A 7127-nucleotide genomic window follows, 5' to 3' on the forward strand; every position below is an offset into this window, starting at 1 on the left:
TAAAACCACCCGAAGGTGGTTTACTGTTGTTCAATACGGTTGAGCGTTGCGGTATAGCCCGTTTTCGCTACCGCGTTAAGTAAAGTATCGGTTGGAAAACCTTCTGGCACAATCGCTTCTGCTTGTCGGGTTTTTAGGGAGGATTTTGCTTTAATCACACCGTCGGTTTCACGTAGAGCCTGATTGACCGAAATAACGCACAGCGAGCAGGTCATATTTTGTATATCCAGCACCACTTTTTGATTGGCCGCCTGAGCCCACAGCGGCAGCAACAAGCATGCAACTAATGTGAAGATTTTCATTCAAATACCTCATAAAACCAGGCAACGAGCGTTGGATAAAATAGCACCGGCAAAATCAACGCCAGCGCGCACCAGTAGAGAACGCGCGCTTGCTTCAACGTTAACCATCCGGAGCACCACAGCCGCCTGGAAAAATAGAGCCGCCAGAAGACACGCAGTAATAAGCCCAATGACACCAGCATCAGGGGAATTCGCAAAAACTCAAACTGGTTGAAAACAGCAAAGCTCGCCGCCGAAATACCAAACAACAGATAGAGCAGCGGTCCAACGCAGCATAAGCCCGCGGTGACGGCAGCCGCAGCGGCCGTCAACAGGGTGAGTCCCGCCCCTTTAGCGTTGTTCTGTGGCGACATAGCTGTAGGAGAACGCTTTAGGATCGTAGAAATTGATCGGGTCGCCATCGACTTCAGCGTAAGGATAGCCAAAGTTGTTCATGGCTCCCTGCTCCGTTGCCGGATACAGCTCGAAATCACGCCCGTAGTTAAATCCAACCCAGTTCATTTCCCAGTTACCAAACAGGTAAGTGTTTACCGCCTGGACATCGGCGTCCTGATGCGATTTTTTCTCTGCCAGACGCATTTTGGTCACATCAGCAGGATCGCACGGTAACCAGCCGTAACCGGCCAGATAGAATTCGGCGCGGCAATGTTGTCCGCCGCTCACATCGGCGACGCCTGCACTGTCTGCTTTGCCAAAAGCGCTTTTCGAGTAACGTTCGAGTTTATTGGCTTTGCCCAGACGGATGCCAAACAGTTCGCGCGCCGGAATGCCGCTGGCCCGCGCCAGAGCAACAAAAACGGAGCTCATGTCGGTGCATTTTCCTTTGAGCTTACCGCTTTTTAAGATCTCCGCCACATCCCCCGTGCCGCAGCCAATGACGTCGTTATCGCGCTCCATATGGCTACTCACCCATTCGTAAATCAGGCGCGCTTTTTTCAGCGGATCCTGCTCATTACCGGTAATTTTACGTGCGGTTTCCAGAACCTGCCCATCAACTGGGGTATGTGTCGTCGGCAGCAGGTACGGTTTTACATCCAGCGGATAAATAATCTGCTCCGGCGCTTGCCAGGTTTTCAGCGCGTCCTGCTTCAGCGGCTCCCAGTCGGCGGTTTCAATGTCGATATCAACGTTAATCAACAGTTCGCCCTGCGAGTCAGGCCAGGTGGCAAACAGCGTTTTCGCGCCATAAGTATTATTAGTGGTAACGTACGCATGCTTGTAGTTTCCGCTAAAGGCAAGCGCCGTCATTTGTTGAAACGCGGTATCTACCGGAAGCGGGATCCACAGTTTTACCACGCCGCTCGACCCCTTAGGAGGGTTAAGTTTATACGTCTGGGATAACACAAAGCGCCGACGCGCGACTGGTGCAACGGATGGCTCAGCGGCGTGAACCGTCTGGCTAATAACCGCAGGACCGACTAAACCGGCGGCGGAAAGGAGAACGCTATTTTTGAGAAATTGTCGACGTTGCATTGCTGTCTGTCCATGTTGTAAGAGTTGGGCTACGGCTAAGAAGGCAAAAACCGTATGCGATCATCACAGCAGACAGACGCTGACATAAAAAGGTGAGCCGATGGAGGTTATTCATCAATAACAGACCTGTTAACTGTGAATGAAATAAGAAACTGCGCGACAGATAGTAAGCCATAGGCAGGCAAAAAGTACAGCCGTGAGAGCGAGTTCAGAATATATAAACATTCGTTGCCAGCTTACGGGCTAACCCTCTGGCCCCTTCGCGCATAACCATATCGTGATTCCAGCGAAAAACAGGTGCCGCCAGCGGGGCAAGATAATTCATCCAGCGGATCGTGGTACGCACATTCCAGTCATATCTGACGATAGTTTCTGCACCACTTGCAGAAAAAGACCACACGCCTCGCCCTTCAACCGCGCCACTGGCTTGTCCTTCAAGCAGCGAGTAAGGTGCTATATTCAGTACGTTGATGTCAAAGGTTAAGCGATAAGGAAGCGCCCCTTTCCAGGTATAGCGATGCAGCGCCCCAATGCCCTGCAGATCGCCTTTCTTTAGCTCAACGATGCGTTCCAGACTTCCCCACCATTCCGGCCACTGGTCAGGATGGGAAAATATATCCCATACCTCCTGAATAGAAGCCTCAACCCGCCAGACGGTGGAAAACTGATAGTCAGCCATAATACAGACTCCTCAAGGCGAGAAGAGATTGGCGGGAAAACGGATGTTAATGACCATAGCATCCAGAAGCACGGTTTCTAATCGCTGCCCATCTGGCGCATAGCTGATCACTTTGGCAGGGAGTCCGTGATAATTATCCAGCCAGACGTCATAGCGGTGAACACCATCAACCGCCATTGTTCCAGGCCCAACCACAGATACGTGCGTCGTCGCCCGTCCTGCAAGGTTTTCATTACCAACTGTGGTTGTTGTCCCTTCGCGTTGCAGATGACGAATATTGCCCAACAACACGCCGATATCAGAACGATTCACCCGATGACCGCGCTCATCCTGGATCAATGAATTAGTAGGCGACAGGTGCAAAATGGGCAACGAACCCACACCAAATGGCCATAACGTCACTTTACCGCTGACAGGATTAAAAATAAGCACCGCACCTGAATGCGGTTGGGTAAAATCCATCCGCACGTACCCAGGCTTTTGAAAGCTATAGCGAATAATTTTGCTTTCATCGGATGGCGACGAGGAGCGCATCATGACCTGATAAGACGTCAGGTTATTAAATGACTGTTGAGAAAATGCGATGGGATCCGTAGCCCTGGCATTCTGCGAAAAGATATCCTTTTTTTCCACCGAATATGCTGCACCACTAAGGGTGAGCAATGCTGCGAGCATAACTATCGGAAAAGATGAAATGCTCATAGCAGCCCCCTGAACCAGCATTGCCAGCAAAAAGAAGTAATCACCTGTTGGCTGTTTTTATTATAGTTCTTAACTGCGCGGCACTACTCTTCCGGACTTTTAAACACAGTATGGATAGCAGGTTTAAATTATTGGTTTTCTTTTCAGTTAAGATGACAACATAAAGCTATACTTTAATAGCCATGCTTTTTATAGGTATTAATCATGAAACTGCCATCGGTATTTTCATGCGCCGTTCTCATATTACTGCTGCTGGCGTCATCGTCTGCCACAGCCAGCGCGTTACAAAACCAGGCTGTTAGAGAGCAAGAGTTGAGCGAGGCACTTCGAGCTGGTAATGGCGTGATCATCATTGGCGGGACGGATGATTTCGCTTTCACGTTCAGGGCACGAAACCGAATCCACAGACAGCTGGCGATACAGGATGGCTTTGGCGATCCCATACTGATGAATGGTTTCCAGGACCACAACTATAATCCCGCCCGCGATGGGTTTATCAACAACCCTGCCCGAGGGGGCTTTATGTTTAACGCGCCGATTCGGCGATAGATTGATTAGCAATAGTGAGTATATAGAGGGCAGTTTACGTTTCTGGCAGGTTGCTTGACGCAAGGTATCTATGCTTGTAAAAAACAGGCACAAAAAAACCACCCGTAGGTGGTTTCACGACACTGCTTATTGCTTTGATTATTCTGTTCTTTCCCATGGTACCCGGAGTGGGACTTGAACCCACACAGCGCGAACGCCGAGGGATTTTAAATCATGCGTGTTTTATCAGTAAATCAGTATGTTACGGTTATTATTCGCCAATAAATCATAAATAATTGATCTACATTATCAATCAGTTATAAGTGCAGCAATGTTCCAATGGCGACGATTTTGATTACTGAATGGTTTGATTTCACTCACATAAAAATTCCTTTCACAAATGTTAAAATCACTACCCTTTCAGAGAACATCTGTCTTGCATTTTCTAAGAAAAAGAGGGATTTATGGCCGATATCTTCGCCGGTTTGACCGCGTTTAAAACTGCTTTTGATTTAGCTAAAGACTTAAAAAATGCTGCTGGGGCATACACTGATGCTGAGATGAGGCTTAAGTTTAGTGAGCTTTATATTGCTTTGTCGGAAGCCAAGATCGAGTTAGCAGACACTCAGATAGAAATGCATGAGCTGAAGCAGAAAGTTGAAGAATTGCAAAAGAAACTTGATGCTTCTGATGATCTCATTTTCCGTGACGCCGTATACTGGCGAGCTAATGAAATTGAAGGTAAACCTAATGGCCCGTTTTGCCCTAAATGCTATGAAAGCTCTGCAAAGAAAATGTCTTCAATGAGCCCAGTTAGCGGACAGTTCCGCTTTGCTGGAAAGTATAAATGTAATTCATGTGGTGCTTACGTTAAGTAATCCACCGTCATGGGGTTTCGGTAGTAGAGGTTAAATCCTCTAAGAACCAGCCAGTTACGGCTGGTTTTTTTATGTCTGTTTTCTGTACGGGGAAACTCCGGGGAATTATTGGGGTGAAACTATCGACAGATCACCAGCCAACTACGATCTATCGGATTGTAATATCCTCTTGAGTAGCAAGCACGATAATTGCCAGGAACCTTTTCTCTATACAGTTGTCTGACAATAGAATTCATCTGACATTAAGAAGCCCTATGATTACTAGTCTCTCATTGGTATTTGCCGTGATTACCACTCTGTGCATCATGTTGTTCGCTGCGGTAAAAGTAGGGATTGGTTTGTCTAACAATCCAGACAGAAATGATAATTAACCTCAACCACGTAACCCCACTTCATACTTCACTTAACAGTGATGTGCTCACATCACCGGGCAATCATCAAACTCTGCATTCCTGGCGTCATTGATGATGTAAGTAAGCACCCCAAATATAGCGGGTGCAGAACTGTAACCGCCATCATCTACTGGCAGCGCCTCCTTTCTCCCGTTCTCCAGATTAACGAGGTGGGGTTGAGGATGTGTCCGATATCGCTTGATCCTAAATTCTCCGTCTATCGCGCAGATCAGCAGCGAGCCATCACAGGGAGAAAGTGACGCATCAACAACAAGCAACGCCCCCTGGAGTATCCCTTCCCTGAAATGTGAACGCGATGCCCGCATAAAATAAGTCGCTGCTGGCTGGCTGATTAGCTGCTGATCGAGGGAGATTCGTGTTTCAACGTAATCTGCCGCAGGTGAAGGAAAGCCCATGTTTACGCCCTCTCTTGAATACTGGATAAAAACACAGTATAAATACTGTATATCCATCCAGTAAAGAGGCAATAAGCAATGTTCGTGGAACTCGTTTATGATAAAAGGAATTTTGATGGGCTGCCCGGTGCAAAAGATATCATTCTGGGCGAACTGACCAGGAGGGTTCACCGGATCTTCCCCGATGCTGATATTCGGGTTAAGCCGATGATGACACTGCCGGCGATCAACACTGACGCCAGCAAGCATGAGAAGGAACAGATAAGCCGTACTGTTCAGGAAATGTTTGAAGAAGCTGATATGTGGCTGGTTTCAGATTAAACACCTTGAACCGTCATATTGCTTAAGTACAATCCGCCGTGACTGGCAATCATTCAATACTCGCACTATCGAACGTTCGCCAGTTGGCCGCAATCATGCTCCTGCATACGGCGTGGTTGCGGCAACCATCATTTTCACGACTGGGTACCCTGCTGATTTTGCTGGCGCTTACGTTCAGCTATTTCCCTGGCTTCCTGTACTTCCTGTTGTTTAATATTCCAGAGGCTGTTCCTGGGCATCTCAACGCGCAGGTCTACCCAGCGACCAGCGGGGATATCAACCGGTTCACCATCCTGCACCGTTTCAGTAAACGATCCATCTTCATTTTTAATACCAATCAGATTCCGGGCAAATTCTGGCGCACTGTGGTGAGTACGGTGATATGTTTTAAGCGTTATGGAACCATCCGGATCGATTTCATAATCCACCCACAATAAAGGCAGTCCATTTGTATTGGCTGGAATAACGAAACCACCATCCACGCCTCCCCATAATGGTTCAGAGTTAAATCCCAGGACCCCGGATATCTTATAAATGCCGGTGTCGATGCGCTCAGTCATTACGCCTTCCGCTTCCTCGTTGAATTCTGCCGTACCATCGCCTTTCAATTTGATGACAGGTGAAGCAGGTTTAAGGTTACCGTTAGAATCTATGGTGGTATTTCCGTTGTTGTAATGTTTACGAATTAAAGGCGATCCGCCGACCTGATGAACAAGAGTCAGGAGTGTTGCATCACTACCAGATAAATAAATCTGAAAGTTATGCGTGTTGCTGTAACTTATTTTTACCCCTGCCCCCCACTCAGTCCAAAACCCTGTCGGACCACCACCGTTCATAAATAACTGAGATCCTGTAACAGGCGAGCCAATATCTGCATTGTTAAGTAGCGCCGCAACCCCACCCAGCCCAAATGCACCAACCATCATGATGTCACCGAGAGACGCCCCTGTATTTTTTGTCGCTGCGCTTCCCAGCCCAAGGTTTCCGCGGGCGGTGTGTTTATCAGGCAAATCCCCAAGATTCTGTTCCTTTACAAGTTTTTCACCCAGCTCCGTATTTATACTGCTTAAAGACTGATTAATATTACTCAGTGTTGCAGAAATCCCGCCCCATGCAGGTCCTGTGAATGAACTGCCATCAGGCAACTTAACGGTGACATTTCCGCTTCCACTAAAAATGCTTTGCCAGTTCTGTTTGTCGTAGTTCAGTCCTCGCAGGGCTTCTGCACTTTGTGCCACCAGCGCCGCGGTGACCATATTCAACGCCATACGGGGAACAGCTGACCAGGCCGCGCCAGCCTGTGTTGGCCCGGTGAAATTACTGACCAGCGTCAACGCGGCACTACTTTCCACGGACTTAACCGGTAGCGTATAGGGAACGCCTCCGACAGTGACAACAATAAAATCTCCGGCAGCCACCTCGGTGGTAAACGCGGT

The 7127-nt window shown here is 48.2% G+C and carries 11 protein-coding genes; 4 read left to right on the plus strand and 7 right to left on the minus strand.

Going from position 1 to position 7127, the window contains the following annotated elements; all coding sequences use genetic code 11:
• Nucleotides 1-20: 20 nt before the first annotated feature.
• From OGX97_RS10345 to OGX97_RS10365, 5 genes are all read right to left on the minus strand, one after another.
• The gene (locus OGX97_RS10345; protein WP_003833910.1) at nt 21-302 is read right to left on the minus strand and encodes a heavy-metal-associated domain-containing protein; all 282 of its coding nucleotides are present in this window, start codon (nt 300-302) and stop codon (nt 21-23) included.
• Entirely contained in the window at nt 299-655 is a 357-nt protein-coding gene (locus OGX97_RS10350; protein WP_267445884.1) for a hypothetical protein, read from the minus strand. Before OGX97_RS10350 ends, OGX97_RS10345 begins: the two co-directional genes overlap by 4 nt.
• Nucleotides 633-1775, minus strand: coding sequence for a transglutaminase-like domain-containing protein (locus OGX97_RS10355; RefSeq protein WP_032943816.1), 1143 nt, complete (start codon nt 1773-1775; stop codon nt 633-635). Before OGX97_RS10355 ends, OGX97_RS10350 begins: the two co-directional genes overlap by 23 nt.
• Before the next feature lie 208 nt (nt 1776-1983).
• Entirely contained in the window at nt 1984-2454 is a 471-nt protein-coding gene (locus tag OGX97_RS10360; protein ID WP_032943818.1) for an SRPBCC family protein, read from the minus strand.
• Nucleotides 2455-2466: 12 nt separating this feature from the next.
• Nucleotides 2467-3156, minus strand: a complete 690-nt coding sequence (locus tag OGX97_RS10365; protein WP_279850698.1) for a LolA family protein — start codon at nt 3154-3156, stop codon at nt 2467-2469.
• Nucleotides 3157-3360: 204 nt separating this feature from the next.
• Between OGX97_RS10365 and OGX97_RS23205 the strand changes: the two genes are divergently transcribed.
• The 3 genes from OGX97_RS23205 (at nt 3361) to OGX97_RS23210 (ending at nt 4933) form a co-directional block, all read left to right on the plus strand.
• A complete protein-coding gene (locus tag OGX97_RS23205; protein ID WP_048235186.1) occupies nt 3361-3705 on the plus strand; it encodes a hypothetical protein in 345 nt (114 codons plus the stop codon).
• Nucleotides 3706-4148: 443 nt separating this feature from the next.
• Entirely contained in the window at nt 4149-4562 is a 414-nt protein-coding gene (locus OGX97_RS10375) for a hypothetical protein (protein ID WP_182291830.1), read from the plus strand.
• A 254-nt stretch (nt 4563-4816) separates the two neighbouring features.
• Nucleotides 4817-4933, plus strand: a complete 117-nt coding sequence (locus tag OGX97_RS23210) for a YnaM/YnfT family protein (RefSeq protein ID WP_352446998.1) — start codon at nt 4817-4819, stop codon at nt 4931-4933.
• A gap of 47 nt (nt 4934-4980) precedes the next feature.
• On the opposite strand, the gene OGX97_RS10380 is transcribed toward OGX97_RS23210, so the two are convergent.
• Entirely contained in the window at nt 4981-5370 is a 390-nt protein-coding gene (locus tag OGX97_RS10380; protein WP_182316990.1) for a HumD family translesion DNA polymerase, read from the minus strand.
• A gap of 78 nt (nt 5371-5448) precedes the next feature.
• Here OGX97_RS10380 and OGX97_RS10385 point away from each other — a divergent pair, with 78 nt between their 5' ends.
• Nucleotides 5449-5691 carry a DinI family protein gene (locus OGX97_RS10385; RefSeq protein ID WP_008323361.1) on the plus strand — a complete coding sequence of 81 codons (243 nt, stop codon included), beginning with the start codon at nt 5449-5451 and terminating at the stop codon, nt 5689-5691.
• A gap of 134 nt (nt 5692-5825) precedes the next feature.
• On the opposite strand, the gene OGX97_RS10390 is transcribed toward OGX97_RS10385, so the two are convergent.
• Nucleotides 5826-7127 (minus strand): phage tail fiber protein (locus tag OGX97_RS10390; RefSeq protein WP_286592342.1); only part of this gene is annotated, 1302 nt, incomplete at its 5' end.

Source organism: Citrobacter sp. Cpo061 (assembly GCF_030332845.1).
Lineage (GTDB): Bacteria > Pseudomonadota > Gammaproteobacteria > Enterobacterales > Enterobacteriaceae > Citrobacter > Citrobacter portucalensis.